Origin of the sequence: Streptomyces sp. NPDC001728 (assembly GCF_040297565.1) — a bacterium.
Classification (GTDB): domain Bacteria; phylum Actinomycetota; class Actinomycetes; order Streptomycetales; family Streptomycetaceae; genus Streptomyces.
The window spans coordinates 304799-321653 of record NZ_JBEOZK010000002.1 but is presented as its reverse complement, the minus strand read 5'-3'; the positions used below and the strand labels follow the sequence as shown (position 1 = coordinate 321653).

General features: G+C 71.0%; 16 protein-coding genes. 7 read left to right on the top strand and 9 right to left on the bottom strand.

Features of this window, described 5'->3' with window-relative positions; all coding sequences use genetic code 11:
- Positions 1-115: 115 nt before the first annotated feature.
- Positions 116-1516: a class II fumarate hydratase gene (locus ABT154_RS04340; RefSeq protein ID WP_351852621.1), complete on the bottom strand. Its 1401-nt coding sequence runs from the start codon at positions 1514-1516 to the stop codon at positions 116-118.
- Between the two features lie 139 nt (positions 1517-1655).
- Here ABT154_RS04340 and ABT154_RS04335 point away from each other — a divergent pair, with 139 nt between their 5' ends.
- The gene (locus tag ABT154_RS04335) at positions 1656-3185 is read left to right on the top strand and encodes a ricin-type beta-trefoil lectin domain protein (RefSeq protein ID WP_351852618.1); all 1530 of its coding nucleotides are present in this window, start codon (positions 1656-1658) and stop codon (positions 3183-3185) included.
- A 94-nt stretch (positions 3186-3279) separates the two neighbouring features.
- On the opposite strand, the gene ABT154_RS04330 is transcribed toward ABT154_RS04335, so the two are convergent.
- Entirely contained in the window at positions 3280-3945 is a 666-nt protein-coding gene (locus tag ABT154_RS04330; protein ID WP_351852615.1) for a lipoprotein, read from the bottom strand.
- Positions 3946-4057: 112 nt separating this feature from the next.
- On the opposite strand from ABT154_RS04330, the gene ABT154_RS04325 reads away from it, so the two are divergent.
- Positions 4058-4558 (top strand): dirigent protein, encoded by a 501-nt coding sequence (locus ABT154_RS04325; RefSeq protein ID WP_351852612.1) that lies wholly within the window; start codon positions 4058-4060, stop codon positions 4556-4558.
- A 39-nt stretch (positions 4559-4597) separates the two neighbouring features.
- Here the strand turns inward: ABT154_RS04325 and ABT154_RS04320 are convergent, their stop codons facing one another.
- Positions 4598-5227 carry an HAD family acid phosphatase gene (locus ABT154_RS04320; protein WP_351852610.1) on the bottom strand — a complete coding sequence of 210 codons (630 nt, stop codon included), beginning with the start codon at positions 5225-5227 and terminating at the stop codon, positions 4598-4600.
- 209 nt (positions 5228-5436) lie between these two features.
- Positions 5437-7107: a fumarate hydratase gene (locus ABT154_RS04315; RefSeq protein WP_351852607.1), complete on the bottom strand. Its 1671-nt coding sequence runs from the start codon at positions 7105-7107 to the stop codon at positions 5437-5439.
- Between the two features lie 217 nt (positions 7108-7324).
- Between ABT154_RS04315 and ABT154_RS04310 the strand changes: the two genes are divergently transcribed.
- Both ABT154_RS04310 and ABT154_RS04305 read left to right on the top strand, forming a co-directional pair.
- Complete coding sequence (locus ABT154_RS04310) at positions 7325-8044, top strand: DUF1707 SHOCT-like domain-containing protein (RefSeq protein WP_351852605.1); 720 nt, start codon at positions 7325-7327, stop codon at positions 8042-8044.
- 148 nt (positions 8045-8192) lie between these two features.
- Positions 8193-8564, top strand: coding sequence for a WhiB family transcriptional regulator (locus ABT154_RS04305; protein ID WP_317877075.1), 372 nt, complete (start codon positions 8193-8195; stop codon positions 8562-8564).
- Positions 8565-8714: 150 nt separating this feature from the next.
- Here the strand turns inward: ABT154_RS04305 and glpX are convergent, their stop codons facing one another.
- Positions 8715-9749: a class II fructose-bisphosphatase gene (gene glpX, locus ABT154_RS04300; RefSeq protein ID WP_317877074.1), complete on the bottom strand. Its 1035-nt coding sequence runs from the start codon at positions 9747-9749 to the stop codon at positions 8715-8717.
- A 117-nt stretch (positions 9750-9866) separates the two neighbouring features.
- On the opposite strand from glpX, the gene ABT154_RS04295 reads away from it, so the two are divergent.
- Positions 9867-10400: a DUF4245 domain-containing protein gene (locus tag ABT154_RS04295; protein WP_351852601.1), complete on the top strand. Its 534-nt coding sequence runs from the start codon at positions 9867-9869 to the stop codon at positions 10398-10400.
- Between the two features lie 113 nt (positions 10401-10513).
- Here the strand turns inward: ABT154_RS04295 and ABT154_RS04290 are convergent, their stop codons facing one another.
- The 4 genes from ABT154_RS04290 to ABT154_RS04275 all read right to left on the bottom strand — a co-directional run bounded on the left by ABT154_RS04290 (position 10514) and on the right by ABT154_RS04275 (position 14932).
- Positions 10514-11104, bottom strand: coding sequence for a malonic semialdehyde reductase (locus ABT154_RS04290; protein ID WP_317877072.1), 591 nt, complete (start codon positions 11102-11104; stop codon positions 10514-10516).
- 489 nt (positions 11105-11593) lie between these two features.
- A complete protein-coding gene (locus ABT154_RS04285) occupies positions 11594-11881 on the bottom strand; it encodes an exodeoxyribonuclease VII small subunit (RefSeq protein WP_351852598.1) in 288 nt (95 codons plus the stop codon).
- A gap of 71 nt (positions 11882-11952) precedes the next feature.
- On the bottom strand, positions 11953-13164 hold the full coding sequence (gene xseA / locus ABT154_RS04280) for an exodeoxyribonuclease VII large subunit (protein ID WP_351852596.1): 1212 nt from the start codon (positions 13162-13164) through the stop codon (positions 11953-11955).
- Between the two features lie 379 nt (positions 13165-13543).
- The gene (locus ABT154_RS04275) at positions 13544-14932 is read right to left on the bottom strand and encodes an APC family permease (RefSeq protein ID WP_351852593.1); all 1389 of its coding nucleotides are present in this window, start codon (positions 14930-14932) and stop codon (positions 13544-13546) included.
- A gap of 54 nt (positions 14933-14986) precedes the next feature.
- Here ABT154_RS04275 and ABT154_RS04270 point away from each other — a divergent pair, with 54 nt between their 5' ends.
- Positions 14987-16030, top strand: coding sequence for a 4-hydroxy-3-methylbut-2-enyl diphosphate reductase (locus ABT154_RS04270; RefSeq protein ID WP_502969438.1), 1044 nt, complete (start codon positions 14987-14989; stop codon positions 16028-16030).
- A 29-nt stretch (positions 16031-16059) separates the two neighbouring features.
- Positions 16060-16803 (top strand): polyphosphate--glucose phosphotransferase, encoded by a 744-nt coding sequence (gene ppgK, locus ABT154_RS04265; protein WP_351852589.1) that lies wholly within the window; start codon positions 16060-16062, stop codon positions 16801-16803.
- The last annotated feature ends 52 nt before the right edge of the window (positions 16804-16855 follow it).

Below are 16855 nucleotides of genomic sequence, written 5' to 3'. Positions count from 1 at the left end.
CACGACCGCTGCGGTACGGATCACGGGGGAGTCGGCTACCGGCCGGTCGCTACCGGCGGGTCACAAGGGGTCGGCCGGGGCCCGCCCGGGGCCGGCCCGTCGGGTGCCCCCGCCGTCACGGCCGCGTCATGCGCAGCACGTCCAGCGCCTCGTCCAGCTGCTCGACGGTCAGGTCGCCGCGCTCCACGTAACCGGAGTCGAGCACCACCTCGCGGATGGTCCGCCGCTCGGCCAGCGACCGCTTGGCGACCTTGGCGGCCTCCTCGTACCCGATGTACTTGTTCAGCGGGGTGACCACGGACGGCGAGGACTCGGCGTACTCACGCGCCCGTTCGACGTTCGCGGTGATCCCGTCCACCGTGCGGTCGGCGAGCAGCCGGGAGGCGTGGGCGAGCAGCCGTACGGACTCCAGGAGGTTCTTGGCCATGACCGGCAGCATCACGTTGAGCTCGAAGTTCCCGGCCGCGCCCGCCACCGCCACCGTGGTGTCGTTTCCGGTCACCTGCGCGGCGACCATCAGGACCGCCTCGGGGATCACCGGGTTCACCTTGCCCGGCATGATCGAGGAGCCGGGCTGGAGGTCGGGGAGGTTGATCTCGGCGAGGCCGGTGCGGGGGCCGCTGGCCATCCAGCGCAGGTCGTTGGAGATCTTGGTGAGCGAGACCGCGATCGTACGGAGCTGCCCGGACGTCTCCACCAGCGCGTCGCGCGCGCCCTGCGCCTCGAAGTGGTCGCGGGCCTCGGTCAGCGGCAGCCCGGTCGCGCGGGCGACCTCCGCGATGACGGCCGGCGAGAAGCCCGCCGGGGTGTTGATGCCGGTGCCCACCGCCGTACCGCCGAGGGGGAGTTCGGCGAGCCGGGGGAGTGCGGAGCGCAACCGCTCGACGCCGTACCTGACCTGCGCCGCGTAGCCGCCGAACTCCTGGCCGAGGGTGACCGGGGTGGCGTCCATCAGATGCGTACGGCCGGACTTCACGACCGTCGCGAATTCGGCCGATTTTCGCTCCAGGGAATCGGCCAGATGGTCGAGGGCGGGGATCAGGTCGCGGGTGACGGCGGCGGTGGCCGCGATGTGGATGGACGAGGGGAAGACGTCGTTGGAGGACTGCGAGGCGTTCACATGGTCGTTGGGGTGGACCTCGCGCCCCTCGGGGAGCCGCTCGGTGGCGAGGGTGGCGATCACCTCGTTGGTGTTCATGTTGGACGAGGTGCCCGAGCCGGTCTGGAAGACGTCGACGGGGAACTGCTCGTCCCAGCGGCCCTCGGCGACCTCCCGTGCCGCCGACACGATCGCCTCCGCGCGGTCCTTCTCGATCACTCCGAGCTCGGCGTTCACCTGGGCGGCGGCGGCCTTGATCCGGGCCAGGGCCTCGATGTGGGCGCGTTCGAGCCGCTGTCCCGAGACCGGGAAGTTCTCCACCGCCCGCTGGGTCTGCGCCCGCCACTTGGCGTGCGCGGGGACCCGCACCTCGCCCATGGAGTCGTGCTCGATCCGGTAGCCCGCTGCGTCGTTCATTTTCTCCAACCTTCCGGCGGTACCCATCGGGGGCGACCCCAATCCCACGAAAAAGATGAGCACTTGTCTCGTTCGATGTATTCCCAACACGCGTACCGGCCAGTAAAAACCGTGGGTAACCCCACTTCCAGGAGGCGCAATGAGGCGCACCAGGTACAGACTCCGCTGGCCCATCGCCGTCGTGGCCGCGGCTGCCGCCGCGCTCGGCACGATGACCGCCGCCGCTCCCGCAGGAGCGGCCGACACCGGTACGGCCGCCGCCGTCACTTCCGTACCCCTCCCGCCCGACCTCGAGGCGATCCGCGCCGCCGAGGCCACCAAGATCTACGGCGACCCGGCCGAGCGACCGCTCGCCCAGCGCAGGACGGGCCTGATCTCGCTCGGCGACAGCGAGATCTCCGGTGAGGGCGTCGGCACGTACGAGTCCCCCACCAACGGTCCCACCAACTGGTGCCACCGCTCACCCGACGCGGCCATCCACCGCACCGGAATCCCCGCGGACCTCACGTTCAACGTGGCCTGCTCCGGCGCGTACACCGGCAACATCCGGATCGGCGGCTCCAAGCAGTACGCCGACGAGCTGGTCCAGAGCGACAACCTCGCGATCAAGGCGCGCAACACCCGGATCAAGATGGTCCTGCTCGTCGCCGGAGCCAACGACGACCTGCAGTTCGGGCCCGTCATGACCGACTGCGTCCAGCGCTACCTGCTGCTCCAGGGCACCTGCGAGCCCAAGTACGCCCCCGGCTGGCAGGCCCGCGTCGACGGACTCGTCCCCAAGGTCGAGCAGACCGTGCGCGACCTCAAGACCGTCATGCGCGACGCCGGCTACGCCGACGGCGACTACAAGCTCGTCGTCATGGGCTACCCCAGCCCCATCGGCCCCGACTTCAACGACAACCCGAACTTCCCCGGCAAGCTCATCTGCGGCGGACTGGGCTACGACTCCGACACCGTCTGGGGCCGCAACACCGCCGTTCCCGCCTTCGAGCGCGGGATGCGCGCGGCGGCCGCCTCCACCGGGGCCGTCTTCCTCGACAACTCGCGGCTCTTCCACGGCCACGAGGTCTGCATGGAGGACACCTGGGCGCGCGGCCTCTACATCGACCTCACCAAGCCGGGCACCCCGGACGAGAACTCGGTGCGGCAGTCCTTCCACCCCAACGCGCGCGGGCACGGCGCCTTCGCCTCCTGCCTCACCCAGATCTACAACTCGGGCGCCCGTGAGGCGAGCTGTGCCGACGTCAACTCATCGGGCACGCCGACCCTCTTCCCGGTCGCCTGGGACGACGCCTACCGGCCGCTGAAGAACCAGGCGACGGGCGACTGCCTGGACGTGGACGCGGCCTCCTCGGCCAACAACACCGCCGTCCTCGGCTGGGACTGCCACGGTGGCCGCAACCAGGGCTGGTGGTACGACTCCGCCCGCCGGACCGTCCACACCCAGCTGACCCAGGACCGCTGCCTGGACGTGCCCGCCTCCGGCTACGCCGCGGGCAAGGCGCTCATCATCTGGAACTGCCACGGCGGCGCGAACCAGAAGTTCGTCCGCGACGGCGCCACGATCCGCCCCGCCGACGCGACCGGGCTCTGCCTGGCCCAGAGCGGGACGAGACAGCCGGTCAGGCTCCAGAACTGCGACGGTTCGGCGAACCAGAAGTTCGTGTAACCGCGCGCACGCACGTACGTACGTCGTGGAACGCCGTGGCCCCCGCCCGAGCAGGACGGGGGCCACGGCCGTGCCCGGGGGCCCTCCGAGGGCCTCAGAGCGGCTTGAGCGTCGTACGGGCCAGTTCGTACGCCGGAAGCATCGCCCGGTGCTCATCGGTGTCGAGCCCGCCGAGGTGCACGATCACCGTCCCCTTGGGGGTGGCGACGGCGAACGCCCGCTCCTCCTTGGACTCCTCCATCAACTTGTTGAAGACCGTGTACGTGACCTCGGTGGCGGCCAGTTGCCCGGCCCGGGTCTCCCGGTAGACGGCCTTCGAGGCGTTCGGCTCGCCCTTGACGAAGCCCTCCAGGGCCACACGCGCGGGACCCTTCCCGGCCGTCCACACCCGCAGGTACCCGAGATGCCCGGCCGGCTTGGCGTCAACCTCGCACCGGACGGTGGCCGGCCCCTGACGCGTGAGCGCCGCGAACTCGGGATCCTCGGCCCCCTCGACGACCTTGGCCACCCACTCCGCCGCCGAAGAGAAGGAAACGGGCAGCACACAGGCACTCCCACGTCCCCCGACAACCGCCCCGGCCTCGGCGACCGCACCCGTCGCACCCCCCTCGACCGAGGACCCCCGAGCCGAAGGCACCCCCGAGGGCCGGTCCCCCTGCCGCACCTCGGGCATGGGTTCGGGGCCGTCGCAACCGGTGAACAGGAGCGCCGCCGCGAGCACGGCGGCGGCCGGGCCCATGGCCCGTATCGGGTGTCTCATGCGCGCAGCGTAGCCGCGGGTGGGACCGGCCCGAACGGGCGGAGCCGGGATGCGCGTCGGAGAATGTGAAGCGGGCCGAGGGGGAGATCCACCACCCGCGAGGAGGCAGGACATGTCCCGGAGCTTCAGGAGGATCGGTGTGCTCGGCGTGTGTACGGCCGCGGCCGTGGCGTTCGGCGCCGTCGCGCCCGTCGCCGCCGACAACGGCAGTGGGTTCGAATTCACGCTCTACGCCAAGGAGGTCCCCGCCCCGGGCGGGGCGACGAGCGCGCCGCCGTCCAAGGTCGGAGAGACCTTCACCTTCGCCGACGACCTCTCCAAGACCAAGGGCGGCGAGAACGTGGGCCGCGACGGGGTGTTCTGCGCCGTGGTCCGCGTGTCCGGGAAGACGGTGGAGACGAACTGCGTCGGCACCTTCGAGCTGGACGGCGGACCGGGCGGGCAGCTGACCGGCCAGGCGCTGACGACCTTCGACACCTCGGCGGGCGCGCCGGCCGCCTTCGACCTGGCCGTCACGGGCGGCACCGGCGACTTCAAGAACGCCCGCGGCTACATCCGTTCGACCCCCGACGGGGACTACCAGCGGATGGACTTCCACATCAACGCGCGGTAGCGCACGGCGGGGCTGGAACCCAACCTCTTCATCAGTCTTCTAGGACAGCTTGCCGCCGTAGTCCGGGAGCTTGACGGTGCGCTCGGCGTGGCCGCCGACCAGGTCGGTGGTGTTGTTCCCGATGTTGGCGATGATCGTGTAGCCCTTGGCCTCGATCTCGGCGCGCTTCTCCGTCTTGTACGCGCTGACCTCGGCGAACAGGTCGGGCAGCGAGCGCACGTACAGCCCGTCGACCGGGTAGCCGGCCTGCTTCAGGTTCCAGTCCGTCAGGGACTGGATGATGCCGGGGCGGGCGGTGACGAAGAAGACCGCCACACCGCGCGCGTGGGCCTCGCGGACGAGTTCGCGGACATCCGCGACGGCCGGGGTCGGCAGCTCCCAGAAGGGGTGGAAGTCCGTCTCCAGGGAGCTGTTGTCGATGTCGAGGACGATCGCCTGCCTCTGGTGCCCGGCGTTCTCCGAGCGTGCCTCGATGTACGGACGGGCCTCGGCGACGACGGCCGCCACGTCACGGCGCCAGGTGCCGTAGTCGACGTCCTTGACGGCCGCCGTCGACAGGACGTGGGTGTCCGGGTCGGCGGCGAACGCGGCGGGCGCGGGGCCGATGACGAGGAGGGCCGTCAAGCCGAGGGCGACGGCGGCGGTGGCTTTGGTCTTGGCGGAGGGCATGGGGGCTCCCGAGGGTCGAACCGGCTCATGGGTTGACATGCTCGCGACCCATACTGGCCAGTAGGCGACGGGAGGGCTACCGGCTGGTAGCGAGTTTCTGGGCGAAGGTCGTCACAAGCGCGGCGCGGGGACCCGCGGGACCGGCCCGGAAACGGCGAAGCCCTCGCTCCCCGGCGGGAGAACGAGGGCTTCGCCGCAGTCCTGAGCGATCAGCCGAGACCCGGGCCACGCACCGGGATGTGTGTGAACGTCGGCTCCGGCGCCGGGTTCCGGAAGAAGTCGTTGCCCTTGTCGTCCACGACGATGAACGCCGGGAAGTCCTCGACCTCGATCTTCCAGACCGCCTCCATGCCGAGCTCCTCGTATTCGACGACCTCGACCTTCTTGATGCAGTCCTGCGCGAGCCGCGCCGCCGGGCCGCCGATCGAGCCGAGGTAGAAACCGCCGTGCGCGTCACACGCGTCCGTGACCTGCTTGCTCCGGTTGCCCTTGGCCAGCATGACCTTCGAGCCGCCCGCGGCCTGGAACTGCTCCACGTACGAGTCCATCCGGCCGGCCGTCGTCGGGCCGAAGGAACCGGAGGCGTACCCCTCGGGGGTCTTCGCCGGGCCCGCGTAGTAGACCGGGTGGTCCTTCAGGTACTGCGGCATCTCCTCGCCCGCGTCCAGACGCTCCTTGATCTTGGCGTGTGCGATGTCGCGCGCCACGACCAGCGGGCCGTTGAGGGACAGCCGGGTCTTGACCGGGTACTTGGTCAGCTCGGCGAGGATGTCGTCCATCGGCTGGTTCAGGTCGATCCTCACGACGTCCGAGGCCTCGTCGAGGTGGGAGTCCTCGGTCTCCGGCAGGAAGCGCGCCGGGTCCGTCTCCAGCTGCTCCAGGAAGACGCCCTCGGCGGTGATCTTCGCGACGGCCTGGCGGTCGGCCGAGCAGGACACGGCGATGGCGACGGGCAGCGAGGCGCCGTGGCGGGGGAGGCGCACGACGCGGACGTCGTGGCAGAAGTACTTGCCGCCGAACTGGGCGCCGATGCCGATCTTCTGCGTCAGCTCGAAGACCTTCTCCTCCAGCTCCTTGTCGCGGAAGCCGTGGCCGGTCTCGGCCGAGCCCTCGGAGGGCAGCTCGTCCAGGTAGTGCGCGGAGGCGTACTTCGCGGTCTTGAGCGCGAACTCGGCGCTCGTGCCGCCGACGACGATCGCCAGGTGGTACGGCGGGCAGGCCGCCGTGCCGAGCGAACGGATCTTCTCCTCCAGGAACTTCATCATGGAGGCCTCGTTGAGGACCGCCTTGGTCTCCTGGTAGAGGAAGGACTTGTTGGCGGAGCCGCCGCCCTTGGCCATGAAGAGGAACTTGTACGCGCCGCCGTCCGTCGCGTACAGCTCGATCTGCGCGGGCAGGTTCGAGCCGGTGTTCTTCTCCTCCCACATGGTGACCGGGGCCATCTGCGAGTAGCGGAGGTTCAGCTTCGTGTACGCGTCGTAGACGCCCTTGGACAGGGCCTCCTCGTCGCGGCCCGGGGTCAGCACGTTCTGGCCGCGCTTGCCCATGACGATCGCGGTGCCCGTGTCCTGGCACATGGGCAGGACGCCGGCGGCGGCGATGTTCGCGTTCTTGAGGAGGTCGAGCGCGACGAACTTGTCGTTCGAGGAGGCCTCGGGGTCGTCGATGATCCGCCGCAGCTGGGCCAGGTGCGCCGGGCGCAGGAAGTGCTGGATGTCGTGGATCGCCTCGGCGGCGAGCGTGCGCAGCGCCTCCGGCTCGACCTTGAGGAACGTACGGCCGTCGGCCTCGAAGGTGGAGACACCTTCGGAGGTCACCAGGCGGTAGGGCGTGGTGTCCTCTCCCAGGGGGAGCAGATCGGAGTACGCAAACTCTGGCATGGGGGCCATTCCTCACTCGGCAAGACGGCGCACCGCCTCCGTTGGCAGTGCGCCTTCCAGCGTAGAGCGACGGCGGGGGGCCGGTCCTGTGAGGTAAGGCTCACTTGGCGGCCGGGGACGCCGCCGGGCCGGCCGCCGCGACCGCCGTCGGTCATTTGTCCACAGGCCACGGCCCGCCCCCTGGTCGCGATCTATCGCGTTTCGCTAGGCTGCATCCGTGGACCTCGAAAAGAAGCCCGAACCCGAACAGCAGCCGCAGCCGCAGCGGCAGGCGTCGCCCGCCGAATCCGCTCCGGCCGAGCCCGACTTCGCCGATCCGCAGAGCTCGCTGCGCGCCTCGGACGCGGACCGGGACCGGATCGCGGACATCCTCAGGGACGCCCTGGCCGAGGGGCGGCTCGACGCCGAGGAGCACTCGGACCGGATCGACGCGGTGTACCGGGCGAAGACCGTCGGGGAGCTGGAGCCGATCGTCCGCGATCTGCCGGGCGCGCGGCCCCAGCAGGAGTCCGCGCCGGCGTACGCGTACGGGCCGGACGACGCCGAGGGCCCGGCCGACAACCTGGTCGCGATCTTCTCCAGCACCACCCGCAAGGGCCGCTGGCGGGTGAGCCGCCGGACGAACGCCTTCGCGCTCTTCGGGAACGTCGAGATCGACCTGACCGAGGCGATCTTCGCCCAGCGCCTCACCACCATCAACGCGACGTCGATCTTCGGCAACGTGGAGGTGCGCGTCCCGGAGAACATCAGCCTGCGCGGCAGCGGCAGCGGGATCTTCGGCAACTTCGAGGTCGTGACCCTGGAGGGCGTCGACCCGCAGGCCCCGGTCGTCGTCATCAACGGCTACTCGGTATTCGGGAACGTCGAGGCGAGACCCAAGCGCGGGAAGTGGATCACCGACCTCCAGGACCGGCTGCGCAAGCATCTCGGCCACTGACCGCCGGGTACGGCCCCGCGGGTGACCGGAATTCGCCCTCGGGTCTCCGCAGTGCGGAACGACGGCGCACGCAGTGCATAGGCGCGCGCACAGCGGGTAGGGCTGGTGCATCGCCGCTCGCTCGCGAAGCCGTCGTCAGGAGTAGACCGTGCTGCAACCGCCGCATCAGCCCCTCCAGGTCGCCGCCGTACCCCCTCAGCGCGCCCCTGCCCGGGAGGACGAGGCCGGTCCATGGCACGCGGAGGCGGTGTGCCGCCGGGACGAGGCCGGGCTCTTCTTCGCCCCGTCCAAGGAGCCGACCGCCGCGCGGCTGGCGCGTGAGGCGGCGGCCAAGCGGGTCTGCGGACGCTGCCCCGTGATGGTCGAGTGCCGCGAGCACGCGCTGATCCAGCCCGAGCCGTACGGGGTGTGGGGCGGCCTCACGGCCGCGGAGCGCCGCGTCGCGCTCGCCCGCCGCCGTCGGCGCGAGGTGGAGCTGAGGAAGGCCGCGGCGACGGAGCGGATCGCCCAGGCGGGCTGACGGGGCTGACGGGGCTGACGGGGTCCGGGCCGGGAGCACGTCACCGGGCTGTACGGGGGCCCGCGTCGGTCCGTACGGGAAGGGGCGCCCCCACCGCACATGGGGGCGCCCCTCTTCGTACCGTCGCGTGGGTCGGTCCGACCCGGCGGGCTACTTCGCCCGGTCGAAGTCGATCTTGCTGTACGCGCGCAGCTTCGAGAGCCGGTGCGTGGAGTCGATCTGGCGGATCGTGCCGGACTTCGAGCGCATGACGAGGGACTGCGTGGTCGCGGTCTCGGCGCGGTAGCGCACACCGCGCAGCAGCTCGCCGTCGGTGATGCCGGTGGCGACGAAGAAGACGTTGTCCCCGCCGACCAGGTCGTTCGTGGAGAGCACGCGGTCCAGGTCGTGACCCGCGTCGATGGCCTTCTGGCGCTCGGCCTCGTCCTTCGGCCACAGCTTGCCCTGGATCACACCGCCGAGGCACTTGATCGCGCAGGCGGAGATGATGCCCTCGGGGGTGCCACCGACGCCCATGAGCATGTCGACGCCGGTGCCCTCGCGGACGGCCATGATCGAACCGGCGACGTCGCCGTCCGAGATGAACTTGATCCGGGCGCCGGTCTCGCGGATCTCCTTGACGATGCCCTCGTGACGGGGGCGGTCCAGGATGACGACCGTGATGTCCTCGGGCGAGGAGTTCTTCGCCTTGGCGACCCGGCGGATGTTGACCGAGACGGGAGCGTTGATGTCGACGAAGTCGGCGGCCTCGGGGCCGGTGACCAGCTTGTCCATGTAGAAGACCGCGGACGGGTCGAACATGGTGCCGCGGTCGGCGGCGGCCAGTACGGCGATCGCGTTCGGCATGCCCTTGGCGTTGAGCGTGGTGCCGTCGATCGGGTCGACGGCGATGTCGACCTCGGCGCCGGTGCCGTCGCCGACCCGCTCGCCGTTGAAGAGCATGGGCGCTTCGTCCTTCTCGCCCTCGCCGATGACGACGACGCCGTTCATCGAGACGGTGGAGATCAGGGTCCGCATGGCGTTGACCGCCGCGCCGTCCGCGCCGATCTTGTCGCCGCGGCCGACCCAGCGGCCGGCGGCCATGGCGGCGGCCTCGGTGACGCGGACCAGTTCGAGGGCGAGGTTGCGGTCGGGAGCTTCGGGAGAAACCACGAGCTCGGGCGGCAGATTCTGCTGCTCGGTCATCGGAACGCACCTTTCTGTACGGCGACGGCCGGTTAAGGGAGGGTGCTGCGACTCTATCGGTACGTCGACAAAATGAGCAGAGGGGCCCACGTATGAGCACGGACCCTTGATGCGACCATGGTGCGCGTGGCAGGTATGCGAGGCAGGCAGACGGTACGCGGGATGTTCCAGTCCCTCGGGGTGATCTTGGTCGCCGCGGGAGTGATGTATCTCTTCATTCCGCACGATGAGGGCGCCGATCCGGTCAAGGCGAAGGATTACCGGGTCGAGCTCCTGACGGCTCAGCGGGCGGCGCCGTATCCGGTGCTGGCCCCCGAGGGCCTGGGCGACGGCTGGAAGGCGACGGTCGTCTCGTACAAGCGCGAGAAGGCCAACGCCTGGCAGCTCGGCTTCCTCTCCCCGGACACCCAGTACGTCGCGATCCACCAGTCGACGGCGGCGCCGGGCACCTTCGTGCCCGAGGTCACCCAGCGGGCGAAGAACACCGGGAAGACCGAGACGGTGGCCGGTCAGGTCTGGCAGCGCTGGGAGGGTCCGAAGTACGACGCGCTCGTCCGTACGGAGGACGGGGCGACGACGGTGGTCACCGGAACGGCGTCGTTCGAGCGGCTCGCGGAGATGGCGGGCTCGCTCAGGTCGAAGCAGGCGTGAGCCGGAGCCGGTGCCGGTAGTGGTGTCGGAGACGTACGGGAAAGGCCCCGCACTCGGAGGAGTGCGGGGCCCTTCGTGTGCCGCGGGGCATGCCGTGGGGCGTGCCGCCGGGCTCAGACGGTGGTGACGACCTCGTCGTAGGACAGGCGCGGGGAACGCGGGAACCAGGCGTCCTCGCCCGGCTTGCCGATGTTGACGACCATCAGCGGGGTGTGGTCGTCGTCCAGGAACTCCTTCTGGAGACCGGCGAAGTCGAGGCCGGTCATCGGGCCCGCGGCCAGGCCGGCGGCGCGGATGCCCACGATGAAGTACGCGGCCTGGAGGGCGGCGTTCAGGACGGCGGACTGCTCGCGGACCGGGCGCTCCGAGAAGAACATGTCCTTGGCCTGCGGGAAGTGCGGGAGGAGGGCCGGGATCTCCTCGTGGAACTCGTTGTCGGCGGAGAGGATCGCGACGAGCGGGGCCGTGGCGGTCTTGGGCTGGTTGCCCTCGGCCATGTGCTTGACCAGGCGCTCGCGGGCCTCGGGAGAGCGGACCAGCGTGATGCGCAGCGGGTTCTGGTTGAAGGCGGTGGGGCCGAACTTGACCAGGTCGTAGATCGCCTGGACCTGCTCGTCGGTCACCGGCTCGTCGGTGAACGTGTTGGCGGTGCGGGCCTCACGGAAGAGGAGATCCTGGGCGGCGGGGTCAAGGGCGAGAGACATGCTGCGTACCTTCCGGACTGCACAAGGGGGGCCGCTCGAAGGCGGTTCGAGCGATGTCCTCGACAGTACGCGCATGATTGGTGAAACTTCAACTAATCCATCCGGATAGTGATCCGCTTCACTCGGAGTCTACGACGAGGGGGGCGTGTGGGGCCAGGGTGGGGGTGGGGAGGTGGTGCGGCCCGGCCGGTCGGCGGTCCCCCTCAGACGGTTGGCGGCCTGCTGACCGGACCCATCGGCGGCCTGCTGCCCTGGTCCGGTCGGCGGCCTGCCCTGGTCGGGCAGGCTGTCTCCCTGCCCTGGTCGGTCGGGTCTGGTCCGCCCCGGCTGCCCTGCCCCGCCCCGGTCGGGCCTCTGGTTCACGGGATGCGTCGGCCCCTGCCCCGCCCTGGTCGGGCCTCTGGTTCACGGGATGCGTCGGCCCCTGCCCCGCCCCGGTCGGCCCCCGGTTCGCGCGGGATCCCGGTCGGCCGTTCCCCGGGTGCGGGGCTACTCGGCCTCCTCGGTGGCGCGCTCCGCCGCGAGCGAGGCGTCCAGCCGGGCCCGTGCGCCTTCCAGGCGGCGGCGGCAGACCTTCGCCAGCTCCTCCCCGCGCTCCCAGAGCGCGAGGGACTCCTCCAGGGACGTTCCGCCCGCTTCGAGCCGCCGTACGACCTCGATCAGCTCGTCCCGCGCCTGCTCGTACCCGAGCGCCGCCTCGTCCGCGGCGGTGGCCGCACCCGAGTCCGTACCGGCGGCCGATTCCGTACCGGTACCCGCGTCCGTTCTCGCTGCCATGTGTCGCTCCATCCTCCGTGTCCGGTTCTCTCTCGATGTCTGCTGCCGCGGCCGGTGCCGGCCGCTCTCCGTCAGTCGGCCGAGCGCCGGACCGCGAACTCGCCCTCCGCGACCCTGGCCCGCAGCTCCTCTCCCTCCGCGACCTCCTCCGGAGCACGGACCACCGTCCCGTCCGCCCGCTGGAGCACCGCGTACCCCCGCTCCATCGTCGCCGCCGGCGACAGCGCGCGGACCCGCGCCCGCGTGTGCGACAGCTCGGAGTCCGCCCGGTCGAGCAGATGCCCGAGGACGCGCCGGCTGCGGGCGAGGAGCGCGGCCACCTCGTCCTCGCGGACCTCGACCATGCGCTGCGGATGCTCCATGACCGGCCGCGCCAGCGCGTGCGCGAGTCCGCGCTCCTCCCGGTCGAGGAGGCCCCGTACGGTCCGCAGGGCGCGGTCGCGCAGCCCACGGACCCGGTCCAGCTCCTCGCCGACGTCCGGGACGACCTTCTTGGCGGCGTCCGTCGGGGTCGAGGCGCGCAGGTCGGCCACCAGGTCGAGCAGCGGCGAGTCGGGTTCGTGCCCGATGGCCGAGACCACCGGCGTACGGCAGTCGGCGACGGCGCGGACGAGCTGCTCGTCGGAGAACGGCAGCAGGTCCTCGACGCTGCCACCGCCCCGGGCGACGATGATCACGTCCACGTCCTGGTGTGCGTCGAGCTCCTTGACCGCCTGGACGACCTGCGGAACCGCCTTCACGCCCTGCACCGCCACGTTCCGCACCTCGAAGGCGACGGCGGGCCAGCGGCGCCGCGCGTTCTCCAGGACGTCCCGCTCGGCGGCCGAGGCACGGCCGCAGACGAGCCCGATCCGGTGCGGCAGGAAGGGGAGCGGCTTCTTCCGGTCGAGGGCGAAGAGTCCCTCGGCGGCGAGGCTCCGCTTCAGCTGTTCGAGCCGGGCGAGCAGCTCGCCGATCCCGACCGGCTTGATCTCCACGGCCCGCAGCGACAGCTGCCCGCGGGGCGCGTACCACTCGGGCTTGGCGTGCAGGACGACCCGGGCGCCCTCCGACACGACGTCCGCGACGGCGTCGAAGACCTGGCGGTAGCAGGTGACGCCGATGGAGATGTCGTGCGAGGGATCGCGCAGGGTCAGGAAGACGACCCCGGCGCCGGGGCGGCGCGAGAGCTGGGTGATCTGCCCCTCGACCCAGATCGCCCCGAGCCGGTCGATCCACCCTCCGATCAGCCGGGAGACCTCACCGACGGGAAGCGGCGCTTCGGCGGACGTAGTCAGAGCCATGGACCGAGCGTAACGGCGCGGTACGACAACGTCAGGGGCGCACGGCGGGACGGGCGCGTGCGGTCGGGGCGGGGGCGTACGGCTCACGGGTGGATCCGCCCCCGGCGGGCTCGTACGAAGGGCGCGTCCGCCCCGGCGGGCTCGTACGGCCAGCGCCGGGTACATCCGCCCCGGCGGGCTCGTACGGCCAGCGCCGGGTGCATCCGCCCCACGGGCTCGTACTGCCCACGTCGGGTGCATCCGCCCCACGGGCTCGTACGGCCCGACAGGCGCGTATCCCGCCCCGACGGACGCATCCCGCCCGACAGGCGCATCCCCGGCCCCAGCGGGCTCGTACTGCCCGATTCACGCCGGCGATACGCCGTCCGCCCCCGGCCGCTCAGCCCCGCCGCGTCGTCCGTGGCGTCCGTGGCGTCCGCGTCGTGCCCTGCACGGCCAGGACGACGAGTCCGACCCCCAGCCACACCACGCCCACCACCTGCGCCGCCACCGACGCCTCCACGATGACCGCGATCAGGATTCCCGCGCCGACCACGGGGAGGACGATGTGCTTGAGCACGTTCGGCGGGCCCTCCGCCCTCCGTACCGCGAACCAGCCCACCACGCTCGCGTGCAGCAGCACGAAGGCGGTCAGCGCGCCGACGTCGACGACCGACACCAGGTGGTCGAGGCCGTCGTCCCGCCGGGCCGCCCACACCGCCGCGACCATCGTGACCGTCGCCGCCACGAGGAGCGCCACCCGCGGCACGCCCCCGTCCGTCCGGGCGAGCACGTGCGGCAGGCGCCGGTCGCGGCCCATCGCGAAGAGCAGCCGCCCGCCGGCCGCCTGTCCGGCGAGCGCGGCGAAGGCCGCGCCGATCGCCTTGGAGGCGGCCACGAGGTCGTGCAGCCAGCCGCCGACCGAGAGGTCGACCGCGTCGTAGAAGGCCGATCCCTGCTTGCCGGGTTCCGCCGCGAGCTCGGTGGAGGAGACCGGTTCGAGGAGGGCGACCAGCCAGGACTGGGCGATGAACAGGACGCCCGCGAGGGCCAGGCAGAACAGCACCGCCCGCGCCACCTTCGCCGAGCCGCCGGTGACCTCCTCGGCGAAGGAGGCGATGGCGTCGAAGCCCAGGTAGGAGAGCACGGCCACCGACACGGCGCCGAGGACGGCCGAGAGCGAGAAGGACGCGTCACCGGTGAGCGGCGACCACCAGTCGCGCTGGGCCCCGTCCCGTACGAGCACCACCACGGCCGAGACGACGAAGATCAGCAGGACGACGATCTCCATCGCGAGCACCGCGAAGCCGACGCGCGCGGCGGCGCGTACGCCCCACAGGTTGAGGAGCGTGGTGACGACGACGGCGATCCCCGTCCACACCCACCGGTCCACCTCGGGGACGAGCGCCTCCATGGCGATGCCCGCGAAGAGGTACGCGACGGCCGGGATGAGCAGGTAGTCGAGCATCGCCATCCAGCCGGCGATGAATCCCGGCCCTTCTCCGAGGCCCTTGCTCGCGTACGTGAAGACGGATCCGGCCTGTGGTGCGACCCGGACCATCTGCGCGTAACTGAACGCCGTGAACGCCATGGCGACGGTGGCGACGAGGTACACCAGTGCGACCGCGCCGCCGGACTTGGCGTCGAGCGTGCCGAAGACGCCCACGGGCGCCATCGGGGCGATGAAGAGCAGCCCGTAGACGACCAGGTCGCGGAACCCGAGGTTCCGTCGAAGCCCGGTATGTTCGGCGTCTTCCCCGCGCCCCGTCACCTGCGATTCCTCGGCCATGGGCACAGTTTCGGCCACGGCACCGATCAAACCGCTCACCGACGCGGCCTTACGATGGGACGCATGACTGCAACGCCCGCGTCGACGCCCGCGAACGCCCCCGCGACGAACCGCCCGAAGCGTGTCCTGCTCGCCGCTCCCCGTGGCTACTGCGCGGGCGTGGACCGTGCCGTGATCGCCGTGGAGAAGGCCCTGGAGCAGTACGGTGCGCCGATCTACGTACGCCACGAGATCGTCCACAACAAGTACGTCGTCCAGACGCTGGAGCGGAAGGGCGCGATCTTCGTCGACCAGGCGACCGAGGTGCCGCCGGGCAACATCGTGATGTTCTCCGCGCACGGCGTCGCCCCGACGGTCCACGAGGAGGCCCGGCAGGGCCGGCTCGCGACCATCGACGCCACCTGCCCGCTGGTCACCAAGGTCCACAAGGAAGCCGTCCGGTTCGCCAACGACGACTTCGACATCCTTCTCATCGGCCACGAGGGCCACGAGGAGGTCATCGGTACCTCCGGCGAGGCCCCCGACCACATCCAGCTGGTCGACGGCCCCGACGACGTGGCCAAGATCGAGGTCCGCGACCCGGCCCGGGTGGTCTGGCTCTCGCAGACCACGCTCTCGGTCGACGAGACGATGGAGACGGTCGACGCGCTGAAGGAGAAGTTCCCGCAGCTGATCTCCCCGCCGTCCGACGACATCTGCTACGCCACCCAGAACCGCCAGATCGCGATCAAGGAGCTGGCCGGCCAGGCCGAGCTGGTGATCGTCGTCGGCTCGAAGAACTCCTCGAACTCGATCCGCATGGTCGAGGTCGCCAAGCAGTCCGGCGTCCCCGCCGCGTACCTGGTCGACTTCGCCAGCGAGATCGACGAAGCCTGGCTCAAGGGCGTGACCAGCGTGGGCCTCTCCTCGGGCGCCTCGGTCCCGGACATCCTGGTGCAGGAGGTCCTGGAATGGCTCTCCGAGCGCGGCTACGCGGACGTGGAGATCGTCAAGACGGCCGATGAGTCCCTCACGTTCTCGCTGCCCAAGGAACTCCGCAACAAGGACCTGCGCGCCGAGGCGGCGAAGCTGCTGGCGGCCTCCCCGGTCAAGGAGTAGCCCCGCGCCCCAGCCCGTACCGTGGGTCCATGAACGTCTTCGGAGTGGACATCGGCGGCTCGGGCATCAAGGGCGCCCCTGTGGACCTGGAGCGCGGAGCGCTCACCGAGGAGCGCCACAAGGTACTGACCCCGCAGCCCGCCACACCCGACGGTGTGGCGGGCTGCGTCGTGGAGGTCGTGGAGCACTTCGGCTGGACCGGACCGGTGGGGGTGACCTTCCCCGGGGTGGTCACGGGCTCGACGATCCGTACGGCGGCGAACGTCGACAAGTCATGGATCGGCGTCGACGCGGGCACCCTTCTGAGCGAGCGCCTGGGCGGCCTCCCGGTGACCGTGCTGAACGACGCGGACGCGGCCGGCATCGCCGAGATGACCTTCGGCGCGGGCCGGGGTCGCAAGGGCACCGTGATCCTTCTGACGCTGGGCACCGGCATCGGCTCGGCCCTCTTCGTCGACGGCCGCCTCGTCCCGAACACGGAGCTCGGCCACCTGGAACTCAAGGGCCACGACGCCGAGACCAGGGCGTCGACGAAGGCCAAGGAGGACGAGGACCTCACCTGGGAACACTGGGCGACGCGCCGGCTCCGCAAGTACCTGGCGCACGTGGAGATGCTCTTCTCGCCGGAGCTGTTCATCATCGGCGGCGGGGTGAGCCGGAAGGCGGACAAGTTCCTGCCGCTGATCGAGGACATCAGGGCGGAGATCGTCCCGGCGGAACTGCAGAACAACGCGGGGATCGTGGGGGCGGGGATGGCGGCGGGGACGGGGTGAGGTGGGTTTACGTGTGACCGGCGGGCGGCCTGACGGCGTGGGTGCGCGACTC

What these genes read in the sequence shown, in the direction of transcription:
- ABT154_RS04340 (WP_351852621.1), bottom strand. Translation starts at nt 1,516, where the DNA reads ATGAACGACGCAGCGGGCTACCGGATCGAGCACGACTCCATGGGCGAG.
- ABT154_RS04335 (WP_351852618.1), top strand. Translation starts at nt 1,656, where the DNA reads ATGAGGCGCACCAGGTACAGACTCCGCTGGCCCATCGCCGTCGTGGCC.
- ABT154_RS04330 (WP_351852615.1), bottom strand. Translation starts at nt 3,945, where the DNA reads ATGAGACACCCGATACGGGCCATGGGCCCGGCCGCCGCCGTGCTCGCG.
- ABT154_RS04325 (WP_351852612.1), top strand. Translation starts at nt 4,058, where the DNA reads ATGTCCCGGAGCTTCAGGAGGATCGGTGTGCTCGGCGTGTGTACGGCC.
- ABT154_RS04320 (WP_351852610.1), bottom strand. Translation starts at nt 5,227, where the DNA reads ATGCCCTCCGCCAAGACCAAAGCCACCGCCGCCGTCGCCCTCGGCTTG.
- ABT154_RS04315 (WP_351852607.1), bottom strand. Translation starts at nt 7,107, where the DNA reads ATGCCAGAGTTTGCGTACTCCGATCTGCTCCCCCTGGGAGAGGACACC.
- glpX (WP_317877074.1), bottom strand. Translation starts at nt 9,749, where the DNA reads ATGACCGAGCAGCAGAATCTGCCGCCCGAGCTCGTGGTTTCTCCCGAA.
- ABT154_RS04295 (WP_351852601.1), top strand. Translation starts at nt 9,867, where the DNA reads ATGGTGCGCGTGGCAGGTATGCGAGGCAGGCAGACGGTACGCGGGATG.
- ABT154_RS04290 (WP_317877072.1), bottom strand. Translation starts at nt 11,104, where the DNA reads ATGTCTCTCGCCCTTGACCCCGCCGCCCAGGATCTCCTCTTCCGTGAG.
- ABT154_RS04285 (WP_351852598.1), bottom strand. Translation starts at nt 11,881, where the DNA reads ATGGCAGCGAGAACGGACGCGGGTACCGGTACGGAATCGGCCGCCGGT.
- xseA (WP_351852596.1), bottom strand. Translation starts at nt 13,164, where the DNA reads ATGGCTCTGACTACGTCCGCCGAAGCGCCGCTTCCCGTCGGTGAGGTC.
- ABT154_RS04275 (WP_351852593.1), bottom strand. Translation starts at nt 14,932, where the DNA reads ATGGCCGAGGAATCGCAGGTGACGGGGCGCGGGGAAGACGCCGAACAT.
- ABT154_RS04270 (WP_502969438.1), top strand. Translation starts at nt 14,987, where the DNA reads ATGGGACGCATGACTGCAACGCCCGCGTCGACGCCCGCGAACGCCCCC.
- ppgK (WP_351852589.1), top strand. Translation starts at nt 16,060, where the DNA reads ATGAACGTCTTCGGAGTGGACATCGGCGGCTCGGGCATCAAGGGCGCC.